Here is a 23,740-nt window from a genome sequence, read left to right as displayed (position 1 = left end):
GACGCAGGGGCGCAGTCTGTGCAAACCTGGGTTCACGCGGTATGCTGCTCTAATCACTGAACAAAGCCCCGCGGAAAACACCGCATCAGTTCGGTTCAGTGCCTGATTCAGCGGTGTGATCGTGTCCTTCGCAGTGGCGCGGGCATGACATTCCCCGTACCCGGCATTCATGCAAGGCATGCGTCGCTTTCAGCCATGGTCCGGTCATCGGTCGCGAAGGTCAGATTCTGGCCGATGGGCTGACGGGCATGATTCACAGCATCGGGTTGCATACCCTGTGAACAGGCGCAACCGCGCAGGGAAAGCCGGCCTTTTCAGCGCCCGGCGCAAGCGCTGATCACCAACCAGTTGCCCCTCAGCCCAGCGCGCGCCGCACCTCGCGCGCCAGACGTGCCTCGGTCTTGCCGCGCGGCTCAACGCAATCGGCCCAGTTCAGCGCCGCAGCGCGCAGGGTGGTATTGCGCTTGCCGGTCGCCCGCACCGCCATGGAGATTGCCTTCGCGACATGCGGGCGGGCATCGCTGGCATGCGCCTCTGCCAATGTCAGCGCCTCCAGAAACCGTTGATCCCCGGCCTGTTTGTCATGGACCGACAGTCCCCAGACCAGCGCAAAGGCCGCCCGCCGTGTGTAAAGCCGTTCGGACGCGGCCCATTGCGGCACAGCGTCCCAGGCCCGGGGTGCCTTGTCGAACAGGCGAAAACAGGCAGTATCGCAAATAGCCCAGTTGTCGAACCCGGCCACCATCGCGTCCATCCGCGCGCGTGTCAGGGTGCCGGGATCATCTAGCAGCAGCGCCAGCGTGCGCATCTCATAGCCGCCATCAGCCCAGAGCGCGGCGGCAAGCTCCGGGTCTTTCGGTCGCTTGCGCGCGAGGGCCAGCATCTGCCCCATGGACACGCCAAGTGCGCGGTCGTTGGGTATGCCGTAGCCCAGCAGCTTCTGTCGCTCTGCCTCCGACGCATTGGCGGCAAGCCAGTCCTTCACGCCTGTCAGAGTCAGCCGTTCTGCATCCGGTCCCGCCGTCCTGCTCATTTTACTACATGCTCCATGGCCGATACATCAATCTTGCGCATCTCAATGAAGGTTTCCATGACTGTCGGGCGGGATGACGAAAGCAACGCAGGCACGCGCTGCGGGATGATCTTCTGCCCGGTTACATCAGACTTCCACAACGGGCACGAAACCACCCAGAATCATGCGTTTGCCGTCAAATGGCATCACCATCCCTTCAAACCGCTTGTCCTGCATCATCTTCGCGTTGCCTGCGTCGCGTGTCGCCTTGTCGGGCCACTGTACCCAGGAAAACACGATCGCCTCGTCTGGTTTGGCCTGCACTGCGCGCCGGAAATCAGTCAGGCTGCCATCGGGCACATCCTGTTCCCAACATTCCATGAGCCAGTTGACGCCGTGCTCGGCAAAGATGGGGGCGAAATCGGCGGCCTGCTTGCGGAATGCCTCGCGGTTGGCGCGCGGCACCGGAATGACAAATCCGTCGACATAGCCGCCCTTCTGTGGCGCGCCATGTTCCACCAAAGGTTCGAACGCGCCGAAAATCACGCGCTTGCCGTCAAAGGGCATCGGATTCTGCTCTGGCCCAAGGCGCGGATCGGCCATGGCCGCCTTCATGCCCGCATCATGCGCGGCCCTGGACGGCCAGACATACCAGGAAAAGATCACTGTCTCGTCGGCCTTGGCCTTCACCGCCAGCGGAAATGAAGTGACTTCGCCGTCCGGCAGATCGTCGCCCCAGCATTCCACCCCTGCCACAAGCCCGTGATCGCGAAAATCCCGCATCGCGCGCGCCGCATGGTCGATGAAGGCCGCACGGTTTTCCGTTGGCACGGCGGCAACAAAGCCCTGAATGCATGTCATATCATGATCCCTTCTGATGATTGTGCAGGGAACCGGGTGGGTCCCCTGCCCTGCGATGCTCAGGCATCCTGATCGCCCCGGCCCGGTCCCGGTTGCAGGATCGCCCAGCGGATGCCGAAGGGATCCTGCAATGCGCCCCAGTCGTCACCCCATAATTGCCGTTCATAAGGGGCGATGACCTTGCACCCCGCCGCCACTGCGCGGTCCCACCACTTGCGGCCATCGGTCACGACAAGTTGCATATGGGCGCGTTCCAGCGCGCCCGGATCCGTCACTTCCTTGCAACCCATATCGGACAGCATCAGGCTGCCGCCGTTGATTTCCACCTGCGCATGCATAAGGTATTCGGGGCGCTCCGCATCGGGAATCCGGCCCATGTCGCGTGCGCCGAAAGCGCGGGCATAAAAATCCACAGCTTCGTTGCTGCGCCCGCCATAGCCGATATACGGAATGACACCTTGCATGATGCGCGGATCGGGGGGCTTTAGCGTTGTGGTGCTCATATACGTCCTCCCATGGGTCTTGATGAACTGCCCGCCGCCGACCTTAAGCACAGGCCGAAGAAAACGCGGAGTCGACAAAGGCTTCTGCCAGCACCGCACCGGCCTGCCCGGCGACGAAAGCCAGCGCAGTGTCGGCCAACCTAGACGCCTGTCGGCGTGAATATTTTCCGGGTTCCATCCTGACACGCAGTTTCAGGTGCATCCGCCCCGGAATCATTTTTCCGTCTGCGTAGCAGAATTAACTTGTATATACAAGTTCTTTCACGTACAGGATGGAAACCGGCAGGACTCCCTACCGCAGGCTCTGCTGACATTGTACCAAATGGTGGCTGTCAGCTTGCAGAAAATACAGCTAGAAGGAGCGCCATGAATCATCTCGATGCCGCGCGGATCATGGCCGCTGACTGTCTTTGCTTCCGCGCCCGGCGAACTGCGCGGGCGATCACGCGCGCTTATGATATGGCGCTACGCCCTACCGGTTTGCAGGCCACGCAGGTCACGCTGATGAGCGCCATCGCGCTGGGACCGGAAGGGGCACAGCCCATGGGGCGGCTGTCCGACATCCTCGCGCTTGAACTATCCACGCTTACGCGCAACCTGCGATCGCTGGAAACGGCAGGCCTTGTAGAGGTCGGACGCAGCGACAAGGACCGGCGCGTGCGGGTCGCACGCCTGACCGGGGCAGGCAAGACACAGTTGGCCGATGCGCTGCCACTCTGGAAACAGGCGCATGGCGAAATACTCGCCGCGCTGGGTGGGGAAACCGCCGCAGCGCTTCATGCCGCACTGGATGCCGCGTCACTTGCGCTGGCAACCGCAGAACGGGAACCGGCAACACCCCCGACCGTCTGACCAGATCACGAGGGCCCGCCTTGCAGGTGAAACTGCCACCCGGATTGAAGTTCCGCTCCTGAACAAGGAATGAAATGCCACTCGCACCATATTCGGCAGACTTCGCAAAACCAGCCGGGATATCGTGATCGACAACCAGAATGCCCGCCAGGAATAGCGGGGCAAGACCGCCTGCACAGGGTGCTGTTGCAACAGCACCGCTTGATAACCTTACCTTGCATGGACACCGCGCAGATCACGGTGCTTGCCTGAAAGACATGTAGGCCGACATACAAATCCATGTCGTGGCCTTTCCTTTGTTGCGAAAATCTGGCGCGCGCCACATAGGTCGACACGCCGCACAGTGTGACCTGCACGATATGGTCGACGCTACCGATCTGCGGTGAAACCGGGGCGGTTCATTGCGTCTGCCCGGATAGCCGCACCCTTCAGCAATTCCGTCGCTCCGGACAGGGATGCTGCCGGCACTACTGAAGCGGGTAATCTGCCCCGGTACGATCATATTCGCGAACTGCACCAGCACGGTCGTGCATACTTGCCGATATACTGCGTTTCCAATCTGTCCACAGGGTGCGAGTATGTCCTTGAACAAGCTGGGCAGGGAGTTCTCAGGATGACGCTGATATCGGACAAGCCACATCATGCAATTGCCGATATTTTCGGGCAACCCAAGGCCCTGATCGGCATGATTCACTGCCCCCCCTTCCCCGGTGCGCCGCGCTACCGGGGGGCGGCGCGCGACCAGATCCTCGATTTCTGCCTGCGCGATGCCGAACGACTGATAACCAATGGCATGCATGGCCTGATTGTTGAAAATCACGGCGACATCCCCTTTTCAAAGCCGGATAAGATCGGTCCGGAAACGGCCGGGTTCATGGCAGTGGTGGCAGACCGCATTATGCGCGAATTCAATGTACCTTTGGGTATCAACGTGCTGGCCAATGCAGCTATTCCCGCACTCGCCATTGCTGCGGCCTCGGGGGCGCGCTTCATCCGGGTAAACCAATGGGCGAATGCCTATGTCGCCAACGAAGGCTTTATCGAGGGGTGCGCCGCCGAGGCGCTACGCTACCGTGCCCAACTGCGCGCCGAGGGTATCCGGATCTTTGCAGATGCACATGTAAAGCATGGCAGCCACGCCATCGTGGCCGATCGTAGCGTGACAGAGTTGACCCGTGATCTGGCGTTTTTCAATGCCGACGCCGTGATTGCCACAGGCCAGCGCACTGGCGACAGTGCCGCGATGGACGAAATCGCAACCATCAAAGCGGCGACCCATCTGCCGGTTCTGGTCGGGTCCGGGGTCACGGCGTCAAATGTCGGTGCAATTCTGGGACAGGTTGATGCGGTTATCGTGGCCTCCTCGCTCAAGGAAGACGGCGTCTGGTGGAACCCTGTCGATGCGGCGCGGGTGGCCGCGTTTACTGCCGCCGCGCGCCCCGCGCTGGAAGGCGCGTGAAGGGCTGACGGCCCCCACCCCGGATGCGTTGCAGCGTCGGCCCGGAACCAATGTCGCGGGCCGGACCGGCGTAAGCGAAAGGCGCCTAGCTATGCCCTGTGATCGCGGCAAGGTCCGGCCAGACGGCGGGGGCCGCAGCAAGGACTTCCCCCCCCTCTGCCAGCGATGCGCCGTCGGGCATGGGCAGCGTCTGCCCACCCGCTTCGCGCACCAGAAGCAAACCTGCAAGACAATCCCAGGGGTGCATATGCGGCTCGTAATACCCGCCCAGACGCCCCGCCGCGACAGACGCCAGCATCAGCGCGCCGGACCCGTTCCGATAAAACATGCCGCCCTGGGCCATCAACTTGCAGCACACCCCGGCAACATGCTCCGGGATGGCCCGGTGGTTGGCCCCGATACCAGTAAGGCTGTTGGTTAAACGGGTCGTCGGACTGATGCGCAGCGCCACACCATTCAAGGCAGCGCCAGCCCCGCGCCGTGCGGTAAACATCTCATCCAGAATGGGCTGGTAAACGACACCCACCTCGGTTGCCTGCTCGGACTGGATGCCGATCGCCACGCACCAATGCGGCAGACCCGAAACGAATGGCACAGTCCCGTCAATCGGATCAATCACCCATGTCAGACCCGAAGTGCCGGGTTGCGCGCCCCCTTCCTCGCCCAGAAACCCGTCCTCGGGGAAGGCTTCGGAAACCATGGCGCGGATGACGTCTTCGGCCTCGCGGTCGGCGCGGCTGACCATGTCAAGCGCATCGTGCTTCGTCTCGATGGTCAGGCTGGCGCGGTCGTGAAACAGGGCCAGCGCATGCGCCCCTGCCGCACGCGCAGCTGTCTGGGCAAGCGCAAAGCGCGCGGCAAGCGAGTCATCATGGGTCATATATCGGTCACTCTGATTGGTGCGGTTTCAGGGATTGTCAGGGTCACGGCAGTGCCGGGCGCTATCGGGGCCTCGCTCATCGGGCGCGAGGCAAGAAGTTCGGCGAAGCCTGTTTCAATTTCGTATTCCCAATGGCTGCCCAGATAGGTGCAGGACCTTACCCGACCGGAAGGCGCGCCCTCGCCCGCCGAAAGAATTATACGTTCGGGGCGCAACGATATCTGCGCGGCCCCATCCGGCCCGGCCAGCGGCACATCCAGATCTGCCGCCCGGAACCGCCCGGCCGTCACCTGTCCGGAAATAAGATTGGCATCCCCGATGAAATCAGCAACGAAAGACGAGGCCGGACGTTCATAAAGATCGCGCGGCGTTCCGATCTGGGCAATCCGGCCGGCCTGCATCACCACAATCCGGTCCGAAACGGCCAACGCCTCCTCCTGATCATGTGTCACATAGACGGCTGTCAGGCCAAAGCGCTTCTGCAACTCGCGGATTTCGCCGCGCACCTTGCGCCGCAGCTTGGCATCCACATTCGAGAGAGGCTCGTCAAACAGCAGAACATCAGGCTGCTGGACAATGGCACGTGCCACCGCGACACGCTGTTGCTGACCGCCGGACAGTTCCGATGGCAGGCGCATATCCAACCCCTTGAGGCCGATCTGTTCAAGGATTTCATAGGCATGCGCGCGGGCCTTGGCCTTGGCCACACCGCGGATCATGGGACCATAGGAGACATTTTCCAGAACGTTCATATGCGGGAACAGGGCATAAGACTGAAAAACCATCCCGACATTGCGTTCAGAGGCCGCGCGCTGGCTGACATCGCGGCCCGCAATCTGCACCACCCCCGATGTGGGCAGTTCCAGCCCTGCAATCAGCCGCAGCGACGTTGTCTTGCCGCAGCCCGAAGGCCCAAGGAAGGTAACCAACTCGCCCTTTGCGATGGACAAGGTGATCGCATCCACGGCCACAGCGGACCCATAGCGTTTGGTGACATTGGCAAATTCAATCGCGATTTCTTCAGTCATGTAACCTCATTCAGCCGGGGCTTTCTGGCCTTGGAATTCGCGCCGCCGCCCCAACCTGCGCGCGCCCACCATAAGCTGGATCAGGACAATGCAGATAATCATCACAATCATCAGCACTGTCGAATAAGTAATCGCCAGCGCGTATTCCCCGGCCTCTACCCGGCCCATGATATAGGCGGTCGCCATGTTGTGGCGGGCCGAAACAAGGAAAATCACGGCGGACACGGCAGTCATGGCAGTGACAAAGGAATAGACCAGCGCAGTGAACACCGCCGGCTTGACCAGTGGCAGAACGACGCGGCGCAGGGTTGCAGCACCGCCAGCCCCCATGGTCTGGCTGGCTTCTTCCATACTGCGGTCTATTTGCGCGAATGCCGCCAGCCCTGCGCGCATGCCCACTGGCATATTACGGAACACGAAGCATATCACCAGAATCGCAGCAGTTCCGGTAATATCCACAGGCGGCACGTTGAAGGCCGCAACATAGCTGACCCCGACAACGGTACCAGGAATGGCGAAACTCAGCATTGTGCCGAATTCGAACGCATTGCGGCCCGCAAAATCCTGCCGGGCAACCAGCCAGGCCGTCATGATGCCAATCAATGTGGTCAGGGGGGCTGCAATGGCAGAAACCAGCAGCGTGGTCTGCATGGAGTTCCACGCCGAGCCATAAAGCTGCAACCCGCTCGCGTTCACCTCGAAATCGAATGCTGTCCGCAGATGTGCGAATGTCGGCGTCAGGTCCCAGCGCCCAATGTCATGGACAAAGCCGCCAAGCAGCACCACAGCGTAAACGCCGATGGTGAACGCCACAAACGGAATGACCGCAGCCCATGCCACGCCCTTCAGCCCGAATGGCAGGGTCGAGGCAAGACCAGCATCGGATTTACCGGTGACGGTGACATAGCTTTTCCGGCCCAGCCAGCGCTGTTGCAGCCAGAACGCGACCAGTGTCAGCGTCAGCAGGATCATGGCCAGCGTGGCTGCATTGCCCAGATCATACCGCGCGCCGACAACCGCAAAGAATATCCGGGTAGAGAGCACTTCATATCCACCGCCCAGCACGATGGGGTTTCCAAAATCCGCAAGGCTCTCGATAAATGCCAGCAGGAACGCCGCAGCAAGCCCCGGACGCAAAAGCGGCCATGTCACCTTGAAGAAGGTCTTGACCGGACCGGCGCCAAGCGTCTGGCTGGCCTCTTCGAGCGTGGGATTGATCGCTTCTACCGTGCCAAGAAGCACGAGGAAGGTGATCGGCGTGAACGCCAGAACCTGCGCCATCAGAATACCGCTCAGGCCATAGACCCAGCGGGTCGGGCGGATGTCGAATATCTCCGCGCCCCAGCCGGTTATCAGCCCGGTGCGCCCGAACAACACGATGATCGCAACACCCACGACGAAAGGCGGGGTTATGATGGGCAGGATGGAGAGCGCGCGCAGCGTCTGCTTGAAACGGAAAGAGGTGCGCGCCACGATCAGTGCCAGCGCCAAGCCCAAGGCAGTGCAGATGGTGGCAGCCAGAAGGCCCAGCACCAGAGAATTGATGACCACCCCGCAACGTCGCCCGCCTGTCAGGCAGTCCAGTCGCCAGATTTCGGGCGCAAACAGCCGGGTCAGGAACGGTCCCAGTGCCACCTCTCCATCCGGGCCGACAAATGCAGCCAGCGCCAGCCTCAGGATCGGATAGAAAACAAACAGCCCCAGCAGCGCCACAATGAACACCACAGCCGAAGCCGAGAACCGGTCACCCCGGCAAAACCCCCGAAGGGCAAGTGCATGCGCGATAAGCCCCAGAAGTGCGATGCCAGATGCAAACCCGCCCCAGCCAAGCCCGGTCTGCCCTTGTCCGGCGACGGGAAAAAGGATGGTCAGCCAGTCAAACGCCGGACCGCGCAGGCCCACAGTGAAGCCCTGCACCAACAACACCGCGAACGCAGCCAGCGCGACACCAAGAAACAAACGCCCGCCAGCCCCCTTGAAACTTGCCCAGACCAGAAGCGGCAGTGCAAGAACCACGGGCCACAGCCACCCGCGCCCCTCTGCTGCCAGCCCAAGCGCCGAGGGAATTATAGGCGCAGACTCCGCGGGCAAGGACTGGTGCCAAGGCAGCACAAGCACTGCAAGCGCCAACAGCACAAGCCAACTCAGCCTTTCACGCGCAGCGCGCGAGTCGCGTAATTCTTCAGGAGTCATATCCGCTCACCGCTAAAGCCGGGCAGCGGGTCAACCCGCCGCCCGGCAGTTGCTAACCCTCAGCGTTGTGCGCCGATCTCTGCGTCCCAGCGTGACAGCAGATTCTGGCGCGTATCGCTGGCCCCGTAGGTCACGAAATCGTAGTCAATCAGCGTAATCTGATCGAGCGATGGCGATTCCGGCGGGACAGGTGCGTTGCGGTTCGAAGGGACCTGGAAGCTGTTTGCCTCTGCCCCCAGCGCCTGAGCTTCGGGGCTGAGCGCCCAGTCATAAAACAGGCGCGCATTTTCGGGGTTGGGACCGCCTTCAACCAGACTCATGGAGCCGATTTCATATCCCGTCCCCTCACATGGTGCGACAGCGGTGATCGGTGCGCCCGTCACGGCCTGCGCAACCGCATCATGCATGAACACGATGCCGATGGCGGTTTCGCCCGTCGCGGCGTTACGGATCGGTGCTGCGCCGGACTGGGTGTACTGGCTGATATTTTCATCAAGCTGGCCCAGGAATTCAAAGGCCTCATCTTCGCCCATTATCTGCACCAGCGTCGCAAGAAGCGTATAGGCCGTACCGGATGAATTGGGGTTGGCAACCTGAATATCGTCGCGGAACCTCTCGTCCAGCAGGTCCGACCAGCAGGCCGGTGCGGGATCGTCTACCAGTTCGGTGTTGAACCCGTAGCCAAGTGCGCCTGCGTATATCCCCACGGTGCGAAAGCCGGATGCTTCGGCTTGCGACACGGCCCAATCCTGCAATTCAGCAAGCATGGGCGATTCGTATGCAGCAGTCAGCCCCTCCTCGGCCGCCTGCAGATGCGGGTCACCTGTGCCGCCCCACCACACATCCCCGCGCGGCTGGCCCTCTTCAGCCTTGAGCTGCGCATAGGTTTCGCCCGACGAGCGACGAGTCATCAGTACATTGATTCCGCTCTCGCGCTGGAAGCTTTCGCCCATAAGGCGGCACCATTCCTCCTGAACGGAGCAATACAGCACAAGTTCATTTGCCTGCGCCATGATCGGCGCGCCGATAAAGCCCGCAAGTGATGCGGACAGAAGTGAAATCTTACGCAATGTCTTTCCTCCCGTGTGGGTGCGATGTTCGAAGGATCCGGATTTTCCGGCAATCATCGCTACCGCTAACAAGACTATATGACAGTTCTGTGAATACAATCCTGAAACTTTCATGCGCGCCACAGAAACGTCATCCAGCGGTAAACAGGGCCGGATCTGGGGTTCAGCCCCCATGATCGCAGTGTGAATAAACTGGTTCGGCAGCCCCGCGCGCGGCATTCGCTGTTAGAAGGGGGACGGCGGACATGCCACGTGCAATCCCCTGATAACAGCGGCCCAGATATCCGGGCCTTATGCCTGCTGCTGTGGATACCATTCCCGGCCGGAAGCCTCACCGAAGAATATATGCCCCATCAGCACCACTGCCGTGCAACACGCCATCTTTCATCATCAACCGCCCCCGCAAGTAAACTGCAATCGGCCAGCCCGAAATCTCCAGCCCTTCATAGGGGGTGTAGTCGCAGGCATCATGCATATCACAGTGGCGGATCGTGCGCGTCAGGTCCGGGTTCCAAATGGTCAGATCTGCATCGCTGCCAATGGCGATGGTCCCCTTCTTCGGATACAGACCATATGTTTTCGCATGGTTGGTCGCAGTCAGGGCAACAAAACGGTTCAGGTCGATACGGCCTTTTTTGACGCCTTCGGAAAACAGGATCGGCATGCGCGTTTCCACACCCGGAATGCCGTTGGGAATGTGGGTGAATTTACCCCCCGGTCGCTTCTTGCCTGCAATGTCATTGAACCGGAAAGCACAATGATCTGACGAAAACAGATCGAACGCACCTGTCTCCAGTCCACGCCAGCAGGCTTCCTGCTGGTCCCTGTCGCGCGGCGGCGGAGAGCAGACATATTTCGCGCCTTCCCATCCTTCGGCGGACAGGTCGTCTTTCGTCAGCATCAGGTATTGCGGGCAGGTTTCGGCGGTTACGCGCTGGCCGCGCGCACGTGCGCGCGAAATCTCGTCTATCGTGGGACCATTGGAGATATGCACGATCACCACCGGCACATCCACGACTTCAGCCAAACTCAGGGCGCGGTGGGTTGCCTCTCGTTCGGCGGCAATAGGTCGCGTCGTGGCATGGGCAGCGGCATGGATATCGCCTGCGCGCACATGTGCATCTGACAGATAACGGATGACGTCTTCATTCTCGGCGTGGACCAGCATCACAGCCCCTGCCCTGCGCGCCGCATCCATCGTTGCCAGGATTTCGGCATCATTCAGGCGCATTGCCTCATAGGTCATGAATACCTTGACCGACTTGTAGCCTGCCGCGATCAGCGCGGGCAGTTCCTGCCCCAGAACCGCCGGTGTCGGGTCTGTGACAATCAGGTGGAAACTGATATCGGTCAGGCAGTTGTCGCGGGCCTTGGCATGATAGGCATCGACCGCATCACGCAGGGATTGCCCCTTTTCCTGCAGGCAGAATGGCATGACGGTGGTATTGCCGCCGAACAGCGCAGAGCGTGTACCAGATGCGAAATCATCCGCCATTTCCACCCCTTCGCCAGAAGGCTGCGCCAGATGCACATGGCTATCTATGCCGCCGGGCAGCACCAGCAAACCTTGTGCATCATATTCTTCGGTGGCTGGCGCGGATATTGCTGTGCTTAATTCCACGATACGCCCGTTGGCAATGCCGATATCGCATCTGAAAGTATCCGCGGCCGTTGCGACCGTGCCGCCGCGGATAATCAGATCGAGGCTCATGTCTTTTCCTTCTGGCATTCATAGCGGCAACGGGCCTTCGGATCAGGCATTGATCTGGTCCAGATCAAACCCGCCTTCAAGATGACGCTTGCGATAAGCGATCCCCATCATCAACGCCTGCACCACAGTCATCAGCGCAGCGACGGAGCGGAAGCCATGGAATTCGGCGTCCTCGATAGTCAGAAGGTGGGTACAGCGTTCGGTAATCGGGCTTACGGGACTATCGGTAATCGCGATGATCGGATTGCCGCGCTGGCGCACGGAATGCGTGACATTGACCGTGTCATCGGCATAGGGCGGAAAGCTGATGGCGATCAGCAGGTCATCGGGCGCCATGACGGCAGCGTGGTCTTCAAGCGCACTGCCCAGCCCAAGGATCTGGACAGATTGCACACCCGCACGGTTCAGGGCGTAAGACAGATAGGACGCCGCCGCGAAGGAACGGTCCACGCCGATAACGTAGACCACGCGCGCGGCAAGAATGCTGTCCACGGTTTCGGCCAGCGGCAGGTTTTCGACACGTTCAACCAGATGGTCCAGCGACGCCATATTCGCAAGGCTGAACGATTTGGTCAGCGCGTTCAGGTCATCGGGGTTGGGCACAACCTGTTCGCCGCGCGAATGGCGGATGCGGTCTTCCAGCGATGCAGGTGCGGCGCGCTGCAAGGGCGCGCGAAATACCTTTTGCATCTCGCTGAAGCCATTGAAGCCCATTGCCTTGGCCAGTCGCACAAAACTGGTTGCCGCAATGCCAGACTTTTCGGCCAGCTGCGACACGGGGCTTAGCGCAACATCATGCGGGTTGCTGACCGCATAGCCGCCTGCTTCCAGCATCTTGCGGGTAAACAGGTGGCGTTCTTCCAGCAAAAGGGTGCGAAACCGCTCCAGATCTTGCGGGGGGTTTAGTGCCGGTTCGCCGGCCGTGGTCGGTGATTGGTCCATCTATCCTCCGCGCGCCTAGTGCTGAAGCACTTGTGAAAGGAACAACCGGGCGCGGTCAGTCTTTGGCGCATTAAAAAACTCTTCAGGGCTGGCTTCTTCTACAATCTGTCCTTGATCCATGAAGATGACGCGGTTTGCAACCTTGCGGGCAAACGCCATCTCATGGGTGACGCAGACCATTGTCATGCCGTCCTCTGCCAGTTCGACCATCACATCCAGCACTTCCTTGATCATTTCGGGGTCCAGCGCCGAGGTCGGTTCGTCAAACAGCATGATCTGCGGATTGGCACATAAAGCCCGCGCAATGGCAACGCGCTGCTGCTGCCCGCCGGACAGCTGGCCGGGGAACTTCCGGGCCTGCTCTTCTATATGGACACGTTTCAGGAAGTGATGCGCGCGTTCTTCAGCTTCTTTCCGGGGACGTTTATGAACCCATATCTGCGCGAGCGTCAGGTTTTCAACCACACTCAGATGCGGGTACAGGTTGAAGCTCTGGAACACCATTCCGATTTCAGCGCGCACCTGCTCCAGCCCTTTCATGTCTTCATGAACTTCGCGCCCATTGACCAGAATGCGGCCCATCTGGTGCGTTTCCAGCTGGTTAACGCAGCGGATCACTGTGGATTTACCCGACCCGGATGGCCCGCAAATGACGATCTTCTCGCCGCTTTTGACCGACAGACTGATGTTTTGCAGCACATGGAAGGTGCCGAACCATTTGTTCACGTCCTCGAAGCGGATCACGTCATCGGTGCTCATGTCAGCCCTGTCTGCGGTTGAAATGGGTTTGTGGTTCTGTTGCATGTGACGTTGATCCTATGTGTTGTGGCCCGTGTTCAGCCGCCGTTCAAGATACATGCTGTATCGTGACAGGCCGAAACACAGCACCCAAAAGCCCATGCCCGCAAAGACATAGCCGGTTTTCGTGACCGAGGCCGACAGCCAGTTCGAATCCGCAATCCCGGCCTGAACAATGCCCAGCAGATCAAACAGCCCGATGATCAGCACAAGCGTCGTGTCCTTGATGATCGCGACATATGTATTGACGATGCCGGGAATGACGATGCGCAGAGCTTGCGGCAGGATGACGAAGATCATCATCCGCCAGTAGCCCATGCCTGCCGCTGTCGCGGCCTCGTACTGGCCGCGCGGGATGGCCTGCAGACCGCCGCGTATGACCTCGGCCATCAGCGCGCCGTTAAACAAGGCCACCCCGATCAGCGCGCGCAGCAATTTGTCCAGCGTAAAGCCCTGCGGCATGAACAGCGGCAACATGACCGAAGCCATGAACAGCACGGTAATCAGCGGAACAGCGCGAAACAATTCTATGAATGTCGTGCAGAACAGGCGGATGACTGTCATTTTCGACCGCCGCCCAAGCGCCAGCAATATGCCCAGCGGCAAGCTGCCCACCATGCCGGAAATCGCAACAACCAGCGTCAGCATAAACCCGCCCCAGCGCGCGGTTTCCACCACTGGCAAGCCCAGAACCCCGCCATATAGCAGGAAGAAGGCGATGACCGGATAGACCAGCAGCGAAAAGGCCAGAAACCAGCGTTTTCCGGGAATGGCAGGAAACAGCATCGGCGCGACCGATACAATCAGCAGCGCGAATGTCAGATCCACGCGCCACCGCTCTGCCACCGGATAGAAGCCATACATGAACTGGCCCCAGCGTGCGTTTACGAAGGCCCAGCAGGCACCGCCATTGGCCACGCAATCGGCGCGGTCGCCCACCCATGTCGCATTGCCGATGGCCCAGTTATACAACCCCGGCATGGACAGATAGAGCAGATACAACACCACGATTGTCAAAAGCCCCTGCCGCCAGTCGGGGAACAGATTCCGGTGAATCCAGTCGACCGGGCCAGAATGCGTTCTGGGCGGCAGACGCCCCTGTGCCGGGGCTGGCGGCAAAATGCCGGCCCGTTCGCGGATTACCGCGTTCGCGTCGGGGTGATCAGCCGTCGCACTCAGCATCCTATCTGTCATTGCGCAAGACCCTGTAGTTGAAGAAGTTCATGACAGCCGCAATGAACAGGCTGACAGTAATATAGAAACCCATCGCCAGCAGGATCGTCTCGACCGCCTGCCCCGTCTGGGTCAACGTTGTTCCCGCCACGATCGAGATGATTTCCGGAAAGGCAATCGCTGCGGCAAGCGAGGTGTTCTTGGCCAGTGACAGGTATTGTGTCGCCAATGGGGGAATGATGATGCGCATGGCTTGTGGCAGCACGATCAGCCGCATCATTTCCCACCGGCTATGGCCCATTGCGACAGCGGCCTCATACTGACCCTTTGGAACACCCTGAATGCCTGCGCGGACAATCTCGCCCACTGCGGCGGAGATGTAGAAGGAAAGACCCAGCAGCGCGGCCAGCATCTCCGGCAGGATGACCATACCACCCTGAAAGTTGAAGCCGCGCAATTCCGGTATGATCAATTCGAACCGGGCACCACTGACGGCCCATGCCAGAAGGGGCAGCGCGATCAGGCCGCCCAGCCACCAGGGCCAGACCGGCCCTGCATCGCCTGTTGCGTCGCGCAGTTTGCGCATGCGCCGGGTCTGAACGATGCCAAGCATCACGCCGATCACAAGGGCCATCAGCACAGCATTGCCACTGGCCCCCAGGATTGGTTCCGGCACCACAAGACCGCGGTTGTTCAGAAAGGCTATTCCGCCGAAATCAACACTGTCACGCGGATTTGGAAGCGGGCGGAGGATTGCAAAATACCAGAAGAACAATTGCAGCAGCAGGGGGATGTTGCGGAATATTTCAATGTAGACAGTTGCAAGACGTGCAATCAGCCAGTTGCGCGAAACACGCGCAAGGCCAAGGCCAAATCCCAGAAATGTCGCCAGCACAATCCCCAGTGCCGACAACACCAGCGTGTTGATCACCGCAACCCAGAACCCTTGCAGATAGGTCGAGCTGGACGAGAAAGGAATGTAGTGAAGCGAGACGTCGAACCCCGCGCGGTTGCCCAGAAACCCGAAACCCGACGCGATGCCTTGCCGCGACAGGTTGGACATGGTGTTCGAGAACAGGAAATGGACAACCCAGACAAGCGCCGCGATGAATAGTATCTGCACGGCCAGTGACCGGATGCGCCCTCTGGTCAGAAAGGGCGCGCGTGGGGGGCCAGAGGGCAATCGCCCGGGGCTTTGCGAAGCGGTATCGGCCATGTGCTGAATCTTCCCGTCAGGTTCCGGAGGGGCTGCCTGTACCCGCGATGGGACAGACAGTGCGCCATCCATGCCGGGGGTGTGGCCCGGCATGGGCATCTGATCGTATGGCCAGCGGGGCTTGTGCAGCCCCGCCTTGCACGATCACTTGATGGGCATCGCGTATTGAATGCCGCCATTGGTGTACAACTCGTTCAGGCCACGCTCCAGTTCCAGCGGAGTGTTCATGCCCAGATGACGCTCCCACAACTCGCCGTAGTTGCCGACGGCGGCGATGGCTTTTGCGGACCAGTCATTCTCCAGGTCCATCCAGGCACCCATGTTGTCGTCACCTGCGCCCAGCAAACGACGGATATCGGGGCTGCCGCCTTCGGCCATCTCTTGCATATTCTCTGATGTGACGCCCATTTCTTCGGCACCGATCAGGGCATAGACTGTCCATGTCACGATATCGAACCACTGGTCATCGCCATGCCGCACCACCGGGGCGAGCGGCTCTTTCGAGATGGTTTCAGGCAGCATGACATGCTCTGCAGGGTTTTCCATGACCAGCCTGCGCGCAGCAAGGCCCGACAGGTCCGAGGTATAAACATCGCAGCGACCGGCATCATAGGCTGCCAGAACCTCATCCGCGCGGTCGAAACGCACCGGCGAATAGCTCATGCCGTTGGCGCTGAAGTAGTCAGCAAGGTTCAGTTCGGTTGTGGAACCAGCCGAGACACAGACGCTTGCACCATCAAGATCCAGCGCAGATGCAACGCCAAGACTTTCGCGCACCATGAAACCCTGACCGTCATAGAACACGACAGGCGCAAAATTCAGCCCCAGTGCAGTGTCGCGGTTCAGTGTGCGGGTGGTTGTGCGCGACAGAATGTCGACTTCGCCCGATTGTAGCGCAGTGAAGCGCTCGGTGTTCGACAGTGGCACAAAGCGGACTGCATCGGCATCATCCAGAACAGCGGCAGCAACAGCGCGGCAGATATCCACGTCAAAGCCGGTCCAGTTGCCCGCATCATCAGGGTTGGAGAAGCCCGGTACGCCTTGTGTAACGCCGCAGACAACCGCGCCACGTTCGCGCACGTCCTCAAGGGTGCTGGCGTGCGCCAGACCGGCCCCCAAAACCATTGCTGTGGTTGCAAGAAAGAAGGATTTTGTCATGGTTATTTCCCTGTTGAGCTGGAAAGATTGCCGACACGCCCGCTCTGGCATGTCGTCCGCAAGCGCCGGATCAGCGCTGACGTTCAAGTTGGTCGATCAGGCGGTCAATCTCTTCGACCGTGTTGTAGTGAACCGCAGAAGCACGGATGACCCCGTCACCACTGGACAGGTTCATCGACTCGACCAGACGCTTTGAATGGAAATCCCCGAACCGGATGCCGATACCCGACGGGTCGACCTTGCGCACCAGCGCCGCGGAACTGTTCCCATTGACGATGAAGGAAATCGTGGGAACGCGAACGGCCCTGCCCGCCCCTTCCTGACCCAGAATGGTAATATCTGCGCGCGCGCGCAGATAAGACAGCAGCCGCTCTGCCAGGACAGCTTCGTGATCGGCCATGACATCGAAAGCAGCCTCCACCGCGGCGCGGGCGGTTGTATTCACGCCATGCGCGCCGGCGAATTTTTCCAGGTATTCCACGACCCCGCGGCACCCGGCCGCCAGTTCGTAATTCGGGTTGCCGGGTTCAAGCTTGTTGGGAACCTTGTCTTCGCCATAGAAGTAGTGGTTGATGTTCCTGGCATCGTGGCGCAGCAGATCATACCGTCCGTATAGTGCTGCGTGATGTGGGCCATAAACCTTGTAGACCGAGAAGACATAGTAATCGACATCCAGAGCCTGCACATCAATGGCGCGATGCGGGGCATAAGCCACACCATCCACACAGATTTTCGCGCCCGCGTCATGGACGATATCCGCAATCTCACGGATCGGCATGATGGTCCCGAAGATGTTCGAGGTATGCGTCAGCGCAACCATGCGCGTGCGGTCTGACAGCAGGGCGCGCAGATCATCCATATCTGGCAGATCTGATCCTGCGGGCATTTTCCATTCGCGGATATTTATGCCGCGCGCTTCCAGTTGGCGCCAGGGGCCGATATTGGCTTCGTGGTCGAAATTCGTGACGATCACTTCGTCACCTTCTTTCCAGCCCTGCACCAGCGCGCGCGCCAGTTGATCAAGCAACTGGGTTGCTGTTGCGCCCATCACCACCTCTTCCGGGCGGGCGGCATTCATCAGGGTTGCAAGTGCGGCGCGCCCATCAGCTACTGCGGCACCGGCCTTTTGCGAAGCTGCGTAGCTGGCACCAAGCTGGACACTTTCGCCCGACAGGAACCCGACAATATGATCTATCGACTGCTGCGCAACCTGAGAGCCGCCAGCATTGTCCAGAAAGACAGTGCCGTTTTTCAGCCCCGGAAAGCAGTTGCGCACAAACTCCATATTGATCGAAGGCATTAAGTGATCCTTTGTGATTCCTCACACTCATAAAAATGAAATGTTTTTCAAAGTCAAAATAAAAATGAAATATTTCATTTTTTATTCTGCTCATTTTCCAGTCAGCATGCTTGGAATTTGCGCGCAGGCACGGGCGATATCCGCCCTGTCGGCCCTGCAGGTTTTGTCATAGGCATAGTGCTGAAAAGGCTTCCTGCCGGACGGACTGCCGCCGCTTGTCATCGTAAATCAAGCTACATCGCGTGGCTGCGACCAGCCGCTTTCGCCAGATGCAGCGGATGCGTCGCTGCCATGTCGGCAAGCGCCCCCTTGCGACGGTGACTGCCGCCAAGGATGGACGGCATACTATTGAAAACGTTGTTTCTTCTCAAGCCAAAGTGCGACACATATGAAAACACCGACGAGTCCCCAAAGGTGCCACAGCCGGTGTTGAATATCGGGCAAGGTTGCGCCCATCTGGCTGACACGCACCAGCCCGTCAATGGCGGGGGTGGACGGTATGATCTGAGCAATCACTTCCAGATGGGCGGGAATTGCCTCAACCGGCCAGGCGAACCCTGACAGAAAAAAGAACGGCAGCCCTACGGCCAGCAGCACGACCTGCACCACCTCGGCGCGGCGCAATATGGCCGCCACGCATTGGGCCAGAAGGCCGGTCGCCAGAACAAAGGGCAGCCCCAGCATCAGAACCGCGACATTGCTGCCCAGATTTGGCAGGCCGTAAAACGCGGGCAGGACAATCAGGTAAACCGGCAGCAACACAGCGTATACCAAGGCCCATGCGCCCATGCGCCCCAAAACCCGCCAGACAGGATGACCGCGCGGCTGTGTACGCCGTGTCGCCACCAGCGCCAGCCCCATCAGCATGGTCTGCTGCAGGATAAGAACAAAGGCTGCGGGCAGAACATATGTCGCATACCCCGCTGCCGGGTTGAACAAGGGGACCTCTACCTGCGCGGCGGGGCTGACCTGTGCCAAGGCAACATCCGGCGCGGTGCCTTGCGCCATCAGGCGGCCCATTTCAACCTCTGCGCCCATCTGGCGCAAGGGTACGGCGGCCCCCTGCATCACACGCTGATACATCAGGAAATAACTGGCATCACCATAGAGTGCGACAGGGCTTTGATTGCCGCGCAACAAGGCACGCTCGAACCCTTCGGGGATCACGAGCACGCCATAGGCGCGGCGTTCCTGAACCAGTCGCGTGGCCTGAATCATGTCGGGCGCATCATAGCTCAGGGTCACCGCCTCAGAGGCGGTCACGCGCCGCGCAAGTTCCGCCGAACTGGTCGAGCGATCCAGATCGACCAGCACCACAGGCACATCACGCAACAACTCCGCGCGATAGGGGAAAGGATAGATCAGCGCATAGATCACCAGCGCGGCCAGAATGATCAGCCGTACCTGACGATCCGCGAATATGCCGCGCAACTCTGTGCGCAGGGCTGTCAGTATATGCGTCATGCCGCAGCCTCTATCTGGTGACGCAGACGCAACAGCCGGATCAGCACCAGAATACCAAGCACGGCGGCAATACAGCCCAGCCAGACAACAGACCACAGCGATATGTCCAGCGGTGTGGCGCGCAGGGACTGATCGATGCGCAACTGCACATACCATGTGCCCGGGATGACCGCGCCCCAGCCTTGCGCCAGCTGCGACATGGCCTCGCGCGGGAAGCCCAGTCCCATGAAGCCAAAAGCAGGCGCGGTGATTACCGCAATGATACTGGCCGCGCGGCCCATGTCGCGGGTCATCACGAAAGCCAGCGCACCAATCAGTTGCACCGACAGGACAAACAGCACCGCCCCTGTGGCCATCAGCAACAACGAGCCGCGCAAAGGCACACCCAACCAGCCATACAGCGCGATATCCGACAGGCCAAGGATCAGCAGAAAGATCAGCGTATAGGGCAGGATCTTGCCCAGCATGGCAGGCAAGACGCCGCCCGCCATGCGCGCCAGCACCTGCGGGTGCCTGCCCGGCCCGAAATCAAGCGAGATGGCATAGGCCGTCGCGGCTGCAGCGATGATCTGCAACAACGTAGGCACAAGTGCTGCCAGCAGGAAATGCACGTAGTCAAAGGCCGGATTGAACAGTGCATGGGCCTGCAACGGGATGGGCTGAAGGCTGACCATCGCCTGCACCGGTGCCTCGCCCTGCCCCTGCCGGACGGACAGGCGCAGACCCGCAAGCACGGTATCTATGGCGTTGCGCGCACCGCGCGCGACCATAGAACCCGCGCTCATGTGCTGGTTGTCGTAGAATGTCACGATTTCGGGGCGTGCGCCGCGCATGATGTCGCGCTCCAGCCCCTGCGGCAGATAGACAGCGCCCCGCGCTTCGCCCGCAACGATGAGGGCGCGTGCCTCTGTCAGGCTGAGTGCCTGTTCACTCACCCGGAGTTCCGGCGCAGCGTCGAGCATTCTTGTAATGGTGCGCGAAAGATCTGACCGATCAAGATCAACAACCACCAGCGCCATGCCCGTCGGAATCCCGGCGCGAAAAATGCCGGTCAGGACAAGCAGCATCAGCACAGGCAACACCACTACCAACCCAGCAAGGGCCGGTCGGCGCAAAATCAACCGGAACTCGCGCAGCATCACCGCCAGCATGGCTTACCTGCCAAGCGAAATCAGCGCCGACATGCCCGGGCGCAGCCCCTCGACAGGCGCAAGCGGACGGGCGCGCAACTCAAAACTGCGCAGATCGAAATCGCCTGTGGCACGTGTCGCCCGCCAGCTTGCAAACTGGCCCTGCACATTGATCAACGATATCTGCGCATCAAGGTCACGCTGCAGCGCGGGCACATGCACCGAAAGCACATCCCCCACCTGCAGCCCAGACAGAAGGTCTTCGCGCAGATTGAAGGTGAACCATGCCTGATCCAGATCGACGATGGTGAACAGCGGCGCACCCGGGCCGATATTCTCGCCCAGTTCGATCAGGCGGGCAGAAATCTCTCCGCTCAATGGCGCATAGATGGTCAACTCATCCAGATCGGCCTGACGCTGGGCCAGCGCGGCCTCGGCCTGCGTGACCTGCGCGGCGGCAACCGCGCGTTCTTCGGGTGACGCGCCGGCGCGTGCCAGATCAAGCTGGGCCTGCGCGGCCTCCACCCGGCGGGCGGCGGTCTCGACATTGCGCATGGTCTGGTCCATCGCGGCCTGCGGGCGCAACCCTTGCTGCGCCAGTTCCGTGTCCCGCGTGACCTGTTCTTCGGCCAGTCGCAGGTCGGCCTGTGCCGCAGCAAGTTCAGCGTCGCGGGCACGGATCACTTCGGGCCGTGTCGCGCCTGCGGCAGCCTGCGATGCGCGCGCAACCTCTGCCCCCGAGGCCGCTGCAGCATGGGCCGTGACAAGCTGGGGATTGGACAGTTCCGCCAGAACCTGCCCGGACTCGACCCGCGAACCCAGATCGGCCATGATTTCGTCCACGCGACCGGATGTGCGTGCGGAAACATCCACACGCGGAGCGGCAACTTCACCTTGTATCAACAACGGCCCGGGGCGCGTAACCCACCAGACCGACGCAGCGACCAATGCCGCCAGAACTGCGATGACCAGAAGCGGAAGCGCGGCTTTGCGCCTTGAATCGTGCTGGGCTGGCATGAATATTGCTTTCTTTCGTGGTAAACGAACTATCATGCACAACCTAAAGCGCGCATGTCGCAAACACAATTCGCCCTTGGGCAATCGGACGCAAGGTAACATGTGACATGTGTCAGGCAGGTTGGCACGCGAACCAGCGCGCGTCGCCAACGGTCAATCACGTAGCGCAGATGCTGCGCCGGGCTAGATGACGGCGAAGATAGACTGACTTCCGTTCCCTCCGGGATTCGGCGGCATGAAATACTTCTGGCGTAGCAAATTCCGCGCGCATCAGCCGGTCGCCGTTGCAGCAACAACTGGCCGCTTTCACCATATGCTGATGATGCATACAGAACAGCCAATTCCCCGCCAAAGCTTTGTAAAAATCATGATTTTTCCAAGCGTATGCAGGGGGGGCATCGCAGGTTTCATCGAAGATACCAGCCGGGAATACGAAGCCACCCGCAATGCTAAGTTGGTGTGGCTAGCAGATACCCCGACAGCAGATATCGCTGACAGGCCCCGATGCCCGCATGATAGCGACCCACGCGCCCCACAGGCAAAGACCGCGTTGCAGCGCGAAGGCCTGCACATCATTGCGGACAAGTGCTATTTCAGCGACGTCGGAATCCCTGCTCACCCCAAGCCGGACACCTCAACGACCGAGCCGCGTTCGGACAGAACCGGCGGCCGGGATCTATCGCAACCGTGACATGCGTTGATCCGGGGGCTGAGATGGGTTTGCTTGCTTCCGCAGCGCTTCCAAAATCAGACGACATATAACGCTACCTGTGTATATCGCTGATCGAGCGCCACAACCAGATTACTCTGTGTATTCAGCCACTATTATATATGCGGGACTTGCGAGCACATCAAAAGCACGATAAGAACGAAAAAGGAACATTTGAAAATGCATCCTGTTATGTATTGATTTCGGAAACCCTTTCGGGTTTTAACTTCAAAAAACGGGCAGGCAACATGCTGACATCTGTAGAACTTTGCGCTGGTGCTGGCGGGCAAGCCTTGGGGATTGAAAAGGCGGGGTTCTCCCATACCGCGTTGGTCGAGATCGACAAACACTGCTGCAATACTCTGCGGCATAATCGGCCAGAGTGGAACGTTCTTGAGGAAGACATGCGCGTTTTCAAGGAACGCGCCGCTGATTACAAGGGCATGGACCTGCTTGCTGGCGGCCTCCCTTGTCCACCCTTCTCTGTCGCCGGAAAGCAGCTTGGTGAACTTGATGAACGCAACCTATTCGACGACGCGATCGACCTTGTAGATGCAGCTCGTCCACGCGCCGTGATGATCGAAAACGTGCGAGGATTTCTTGACGCAGTGTTTCACGATTACCGCGAGCGGCTGAAAACGCAACTGGACAAGCTTGGCTACAAGACTGACTGGCGGCTTCTGAACGCCTCCGACTACGGCGTCCCACAACTTCGACCCAGAGTGGTCATCGTGGCGGTACTTAAGGAGCGGTCTGAATGTTATGAGTGGCCAGAAGCCAGCCCGCATAACCCACGTACTGTAGGCGAAACACTTCGTGACCTCATGGCAGCCCGAGGCTGGCGTGGAGCTGATGACTGGGCTGCAAGGGCGGATGAGATTGCCCCAACCATCGTAGGTGGATCAAAAAAACATGGCGGACCGGACCTTGGCCCAACCCGTGCCCGTGCGGCTTGGGCGACATTAGGGGTTGAGGGGCGTACAATCGCACCCGAGGCACCAGACGCCTTCTTCGATGGCATGCCGCGCCTGACTGTCCCAATGGTTGCTCGAATCCAAGGCTTCCCAGACGACTGGCATTTCACCGGTGCAAAAACAAATGCCTACCGCCAAGTTGGCAATGCGTTCCCTCCTCCGGTGGCACAAGCTGTATCAAGCCAAATTGCCAAAGCTCTTCGTAAGCGCCTTTTGCGCGCCGTAAGCGCCTGAGCTTCCCGAATCTGCCCAGCTGTGACAGATTTCTGGCAAGCAATCGAGTAACGGCA

The 23,740-nt window shown here is 59.9% G+C and carries 22 protein-coding genes; 4 read left to right on the top strand and 18 right to left on the bottom strand.

The annotated features are described in order from the left end of the window. Nucleotides 1-355: 355 nt before the first annotated feature. The 4 genes from PUT78_RS05925 to PUT78_RS05910 form a co-directional block, all read right to left on the bottom strand. The gene (locus PUT78_RS05925) at nt 356-1,033 is read right to left on the bottom strand and encodes a DNA alkylation repair protein (RefSeq protein WP_274351320.1); all 678 of its coding nucleotides are present in this window, start codon (nt 1,031-1,033) and stop codon (nt 356-358) included. A gap of 126 nt (nt 1,034-1,159) precedes the next feature. After that, nucleotides 1,160-1,873 (bottom strand): DUF1428 domain-containing protein, encoded by a 714-nt coding sequence (locus tag PUT78_RS05920; RefSeq protein WP_274351319.1) that lies wholly within the window; start codon nt 1,871-1,873, stop codon nt 1,160-1,162. Between the two features lie 59 nt (nt 1,874-1,932). Then, nucleotides 1,933-2,376 (bottom strand): VOC family protein, encoded by a 444-nt coding sequence (locus tag PUT78_RS05915; RefSeq protein WP_274351318.1) that lies wholly within the window; start codon nt 2,374-2,376, stop codon nt 1,933-1,935. Between the two features lie 43 nt (nt 2,377-2,419). After that, nucleotides 2,420-2,578, bottom strand: a complete 159-nt coding sequence (locus PUT78_RS05910) for a hypothetical protein (protein WP_274351296.1) — start codon at nt 2,576-2,578, stop codon at nt 2,420-2,422. A 164-nt stretch (nt 2,579-2,742) separates the two neighbouring features. On the opposite strand from PUT78_RS05910, the gene PUT78_RS05905 reads away from it, so the two are divergent. After that, the gene (locus PUT78_RS05905) at nt 2,743-3,228 is read left to right on the top strand and encodes a MarR family winged helix-turn-helix transcriptional regulator (protein ID WP_274351294.1); all 486 of its coding nucleotides are present in this window, start codon (nt 2,743-2,745) and stop codon (nt 3,226-3,228) included. 613 nt (nt 3,229-3,841) lie between these two features. Next, complete coding sequence (locus PUT78_RS05900) at nt 3,842-4,687, top strand: BtpA family protein (RefSeq protein WP_274351292.1); 846 nt, start codon at nt 3,842-3,844, stop codon at nt 4,685-4,687. 85 nt (nt 4,688-4,772) lie between these two features. Here PUT78_RS05900 and PUT78_RS05895 read toward each other — a convergent pair whose 3' ends face one another. The 14 genes from PUT78_RS05895 to PUT78_RS05830 form a co-directional block, all read right to left on the bottom strand. After that, nucleotides 4,773-5,567 carry an inositol monophosphatase family protein gene (locus tag PUT78_RS05895; protein ID WP_274351290.1) on the bottom strand — a complete coding sequence of 265 codons (795 nt, stop codon included), beginning with the start codon at nt 5,565-5,567 and terminating at the stop codon, nt 4,773-4,775. Beyond that, a complete protein-coding gene (locus PUT78_RS05890; RefSeq protein ID WP_274351288.1) occupies nt 5,564-6,595 on the bottom strand; it encodes an ABC transporter ATP-binding protein in 1,032 nt (343 codons plus the stop codon). Before PUT78_RS05890 ends, PUT78_RS05895 begins: the two co-directional genes overlap by 4 nt. Nucleotides 6,596-6,601: 6 nt before the next feature. Beyond that, nucleotides 6,602-8,788, bottom strand: coding sequence for an ABC transporter permease (locus PUT78_RS05885; RefSeq protein ID WP_274351286.1), 2,187 nt, complete (start codon nt 8,786-8,788; stop codon nt 6,602-6,604). 59 nt (nt 8,789-8,847) lie between these two features. Beyond that, on the bottom strand, nt 8,848-9,858 hold the full coding sequence (locus PUT78_RS05880) for an ABC transporter substrate-binding protein (RefSeq protein ID WP_420793465.1): 1,011 nt from the start codon (nt 9,856-9,858) through the stop codon (nt 8,848-8,850). 331 nt (nt 9,859-10,189) lie between these two features. Continuing rightward, nucleotides 10,190-11,569, bottom strand: a complete 1,380-nt coding sequence (gene hydA, locus PUT78_RS05875; RefSeq protein WP_274351285.1) for a dihydropyrimidinase — start codon at nt 11,567-11,569, stop codon at nt 10,190-10,192. 42 nt (nt 11,570-11,611) lie between these two features. Beyond that, the gene (locus PUT78_RS05870; protein WP_274351284.1) at nt 11,612-12,511 is read right to left on the bottom strand and encodes a MurR/RpiR family transcriptional regulator; all 900 of its coding nucleotides are present in this window, start codon (nt 12,509-12,511) and stop codon (nt 11,612-11,614) included. 15 nt (nt 12,512-12,526) lie between these two features. Further along, nucleotides 12,527-13,270, bottom strand: coding sequence for an amino acid ABC transporter ATP-binding protein (locus PUT78_RS05865; RefSeq protein WP_274351556.1), 744 nt, complete (start codon nt 13,268-13,270; stop codon nt 12,527-12,529). 57 nt (nt 13,271-13,327) lie between these two features. Next, nucleotides 13,328-14,503: an amino acid ABC transporter permease gene (locus PUT78_RS05860; RefSeq protein ID WP_274351282.1), complete on the bottom strand. Its 1,176-nt coding sequence runs from the start codon at nt 14,501-14,503 to the stop codon at nt 13,328-13,330. Beyond that, the gene (locus PUT78_RS05855; RefSeq protein WP_274351280.1) at nt 14,493-15,698 is read right to left on the bottom strand and encodes an amino acid ABC transporter permease; all 1,206 of its coding nucleotides are present in this window, start codon (nt 15,696-15,698) and stop codon (nt 14,493-14,495) included. The genes PUT78_RS05860 and PUT78_RS05855 overlap by 11 nt, the downstream gene beginning before the upstream one ends. 144 nt (nt 15,699-15,842) lie before the next feature. Further along, entirely contained in the window at nt 15,843-16,856 is a 1,014-nt protein-coding gene (locus PUT78_RS05850) for an amino acid ABC transporter substrate-binding protein (RefSeq protein ID WP_274351278.1), read from the bottom strand. Between the two features lie 70 nt (nt 16,857-16,926). Next, nucleotides 16,927-18,156, bottom strand: coding sequence for a cysteine desulfurase-like protein (locus PUT78_RS05845; protein WP_274351276.1), 1,230 nt, complete (start codon nt 18,154-18,156; stop codon nt 16,927-16,929). 345 nt (nt 18,157-18,501) lie between these two features. Further along, nucleotides 18,502-19,620: an ABC transporter permease gene (locus tag PUT78_RS05840; protein WP_274351275.1), complete on the bottom strand. Its 1,119-nt coding sequence runs from the start codon at nt 19,618-19,620 to the stop codon at nt 18,502-18,504. Continuing rightward, on the bottom strand, nt 19,617-20,771 hold the full coding sequence (locus tag PUT78_RS05835) for an ABC transporter permease (protein ID WP_274351274.1): 1,155 nt from the start codon (nt 20,769-20,771) through the stop codon (nt 19,617-19,619). The genes PUT78_RS05840 and PUT78_RS05835 overlap by 4 nt, the downstream gene beginning before the upstream one ends. Nucleotides 20,772-20,774: 3 nt before the next feature. Continuing rightward, on the bottom strand, nt 20,775-21,767 hold the full coding sequence (locus tag PUT78_RS05830; protein WP_274351273.1) for an HlyD family secretion protein: 993 nt from the start codon (nt 21,765-21,767) through the stop codon (nt 20,775-20,777). Between the two features lie 235 nt (nt 21,768-22,002). On the opposite strand from PUT78_RS05830, the gene PUT78_RS05825 reads away from it, so the two are divergent. Continuing rightward, complete coding sequence (locus PUT78_RS05825) at nt 22,003-22,458, top strand: hypothetical protein (protein ID WP_274351271.1); 456 nt, start codon at nt 22,003-22,005, stop codon at nt 22,456-22,458. 149 nt (nt 22,459-22,607) lie between these two features. Further along, nucleotides 22,608-23,684 (top strand): DNA cytosine methyltransferase, encoded by a 1,077-nt coding sequence (locus PUT78_RS05820; RefSeq protein WP_274351270.1) that lies wholly within the window; start codon nt 22,608-22,610, stop codon nt 23,682-23,684. The last annotated feature ends 56 nt before the right edge of the window (nt 23,685-23,740 follow it).

It is taken from the genome of Roseinatronobacter alkalisoli (assembly GCF_028745735.1).
GTDB lineage: Bacteria > Pseudomonadota > Alphaproteobacteria > Rhodobacterales > Rhodobacteraceae > Roseinatronobacter > Roseinatronobacter alkalisoli.
This window is presented reverse-complemented; position numbering and strand designations above follow the sequence as displayed.

Coding starts and splice junctions, on each gene's coding strand:
- PUT78_RS05845 (WP_274351276.1), bottom strand. CDS start 18,156: ATGCCTTCGATCAATATGGAGTTTGTGCGCAACTGCTTTCCGGGGCTG.
- PUT78_RS05925 (WP_274351320.1), bottom strand. CDS start 1,033: ATGAGCAGGACGGCGGGACCGGATGCAGAACGGCTGACTCTGACAGGC.
- PUT78_RS05855 (WP_274351280.1), bottom strand. CDS start 15,698: ATGGCCGATACCGCTTCGCAAAGCCCCGGGCGATTGCCCTCTGGCCCC.
- PUT78_RS05840 (WP_274351275.1), bottom strand. CDS start 19,620: ATGACGCATATACTGACAGCCCTGCGCACAGAGTTGCGCGGCATATTC.
- PUT78_RS05870 (WP_274351284.1), bottom strand. CDS start 12,511: ATGGACCAATCACCGACCACGGCCGGCGAACCGGCACTAAACCCCCCG.
- PUT78_RS05860 (WP_274351282.1), bottom strand. CDS start 14,503: ATGACAGATAGGATGCTGAGTGCGACGGCTGATCACCCCGACGCGAAC.
- PUT78_RS05885 (WP_274351286.1), bottom strand. CDS start 8,788: ATGACTCCTGAAGAATTACGCGACTCGCGCGCTGCGCGTGAAAGGCTG.
- PUT78_RS05910 (WP_274351296.1), bottom strand. CDS start 2,578: ATGCACCTGAAACTGCGTGTCAGGATGGAACCCGGAAAATATTCACGC.
- PUT78_RS05830 (WP_274351273.1), bottom strand. CDS start 21,767: ATGCCAGCCCAGCACGATTCAAGGCGCAAAGCCGCGCTTCCGCTTCTG.
- PUT78_RS05865 (WP_274351556.1), bottom strand. CDS start 13,270: ATGAGCACCGATGACGTGATCCGCTTCGAGGACGTGAACAAATGGTTC.
- PUT78_RS05905 (WP_274351294.1), top strand. CDS start 2,743: ATGAATCATCTCGATGCCGCGCGGATCATGGCCGCTGACTGTCTTTGC.
- PUT78_RS05825 (WP_274351271.1), top strand. CDS start 22,003: ATGAAATACTTCTGGCGTAGCAAATTCCGCGCGCATCAGCCGGTCGCC.
- PUT78_RS05895 (WP_274351290.1), bottom strand. CDS start 5,567: ATGACCCATGATGACTCGCTTGCCGCGCGCTTTGCGCTTGCCCAGACA.
- PUT78_RS05850 (WP_274351278.1), bottom strand. CDS start 16,856: ATGACAAAATCCTTCTTTCTTGCAACCACAGCAATGGTTTTGGGGGCC.
- PUT78_RS05920 (WP_274351319.1), bottom strand. CDS start 1,873: ATGACATGCATTCAGGGCTTTGTTGCCGCCGTGCCAACGGAAAACCGT.
- PUT78_RS05900 (WP_274351292.1), top strand. CDS start 3,842: ATGACGCTGATATCGGACAAGCCACATCATGCAATTGCCGATATTTTC.
- PUT78_RS05835 (WP_274351274.1), bottom strand. CDS start 20,771: ATGCTGGCGGTGATGCTGCGCGAGTTCCGGTTGATTTTGCGCCGACCG.
- PUT78_RS05890 (WP_274351288.1), bottom strand. CDS start 6,595: ATGACTGAAGAAATCGCGATTGAATTTGCCAATGTCACCAAACGCTAT.
- hydA (WP_274351285.1), bottom strand. CDS start 11,569: ATGAGCCTCGATCTGATTATCCGCGGCGGCACGGTCGCAACGGCCGCG.
- PUT78_RS05915 (WP_274351318.1), bottom strand. CDS start 2,376: ATGAGCACCACAACGCTAAAGCCCCCCGATCCGCGCATCATGCAAGGT.